This is a genomic window from Okeania sp. SIO3I5 (assembly GCF_010672085.1).
In the GTDB taxonomy this organism is placed as follows: Bacteria; Cyanobacteriota; Cyanobacteriia; order Cyanobacteriales; family Microcoleaceae; genus Trichodesmium.
Genome location: NZ_JAAHHT010000490.1, coordinates 1 through 2,013 on the forward strand (window position 1 = coordinate 1; position 2,013 = coordinate 2,013).

Annotated in this window: 1 protein-coding gene; it reads left to right on the forward strand. The window is 39.2% G+C overall.

All coding sequences use genetic code 11. From position 1 onward, the window contains the following. Positions 1-411 precede the first annotated feature (411 nt). Complete coding sequence (locus tag F6K40_RS39915) at positions 412-1,722, forward strand: aminopeptidase P N-terminal domain-containing protein (RefSeq protein WP_293145784.1); 1,311 nt, start codon at positions 412-414, stop codon at positions 1,720-1,722. The last annotated feature ends 291 nt before the right edge of the window (positions 1,723-2,013 follow it).

Here is a 2,013-nt window from a genome sequence, read left to right on the forward strand (position 1 = left end):
TCATCTTGCCCGCAATGGGTGGTCACTCAATGCCGAGAGATTGGAACGGCGCTTTGGGGATATTCCTCAAAGCATTGCGAGATACCGCAAATGTTGATGGTTCTGCCATCACATTACTATGAACGGTTTTCCCGACTTTTACCGGGAATTGCCGGACTTGATGTATCTGTACTAAAGAAGCTTAATACAAATAATTTGGTTAGGACTTACGCAAAGAAACCCGGTTTCTATGATAAATCGTTGTTTTGAACAGTAAAGTTCTACGAGAAACCGGGTTTCTGGGTTTGCCTACGTAAGTCCTGTTGGTATTAGAGCTAAGTTGATTTTATCTATTTCCTTGGACAGATAAAATCGTCTCTTTCTAACTTCTTCCTGCTAACTTTTTTCTTCTAAACTTATAACAAATAAACCATGACAAATTACTCAGAATACAAACAACGACGGGAAAATTTAATGGCAAAAATTGGCAACGGTACTGCTATTTTCAGAAGTGCGCCGATGGCTGTCATGCACAATGATATAGAATATTCCTATCGTCAAGATAGCGACTTTTTTTATTTAACAGGTTTTAATGAACCGGAAGCAGTGGCAGTTATTGCTCCTCACCATGAAAAACATAAATTTATTTTGTTTGTACAACCAAAAGATCCCGAAAAAGAAACTTGGAGTGGTTATCTCACTGGTGTGGAAGTTGCTAAGGAAAGGTACGGTGCAGATGCAGCTTTTTCTATTAATGAGTTAAATCAAAAATTGCCCCAATATTTGAAAAAGGCAGATAAAATTTATTATCGTTTGGGGCGCGATCGCAACTTTAATGAAACAGTGTTTAAACATTGGCAAAATTTGATGCGAGTCTATCCCAAATATGGCATTGGACCAACAGCAATTCAAGATTCAGGTACAATTTTACATCCCATGCGTTTGATTAAAAGTGATGTGGAATTGGAGCAAATGCAGAAAGCTGCTGATATTGCTGTTGATGCTCATAACCATGCTATGAGGTTTGCTGAAGTTGGGAAATTTGAATATCAAATTCAAGCGGAAATGGAGTATATATTTTCTCGTCATGGAGCTACTCCTGCTTATCCTTCTATTGTTGCTTCTGGTGCTAATTCTTGCATTCTTCATTACATAGAAAATAATCGGCAAATGCGAGAAAATGATTTGTTGTTAATTGATGCTGGAGCTGCTTACAATTATTATAATTCTGATATTACTCGGACTTTTCCAATTAGTGGGAAATTTACACCGGAACAAAGGGTTATTTATGAGTTAGTTTTAAGGGCGCAGTTAGCAGCAATTGAACAGGTAAAACCGGGGAATCCTTATAAGCAAATTCACGATACGGCGGTGCGAGTTTTAGTGGAAGGATTGATGGATTTAGGAATGTTAAAAGGGAATATTGATGAAATAATTGAAAAGGAAAAATATAAGCATTTATATATGCACAGAACCGGACATTGGTTGGGTTTAGATGTGCATGATGTGGGTGTTTATCAATGGGGAGAAGAACCGCAAAATTTACAACCAGGACAGGTGTTAACTGTGGAACCTGGTATTTATATTGGTCCTAATATTAAACCGGTGGCAGGTCAACCAGAAGTATACGATCGTTGGCGCGGAATTGGGGTAAGAATTGAGGATGATGTTTTGGTTACGGAGGAAGGATGTAAAGTATTAACTGCCGGAGTTCCTAAGTCAGTTGAGGAATTAGAAAGGTAAGTTTTAGTAGGTTGGGTTGAGGCGCTCACACGGATTATGGCACGGATATACGGATTAAGAGGTATAACGTAGCAAGATCCCGTCCGGGTAACCCAACAACAATTTTGCTCCCCATCTCTCCATCCCCTGTAGGGACGTTGCTTGAGCATTACAGCGGTTTAATGATGAATAAACCACAATGATACTTACTCTTCACTCCTAACTCTTGACTCCTGACTCCTAACTCCTAACTCCTGACTCCTGACTCCTGACTCCTGACTCCTAACAATGAATTTAGTGGTCTACTCAACT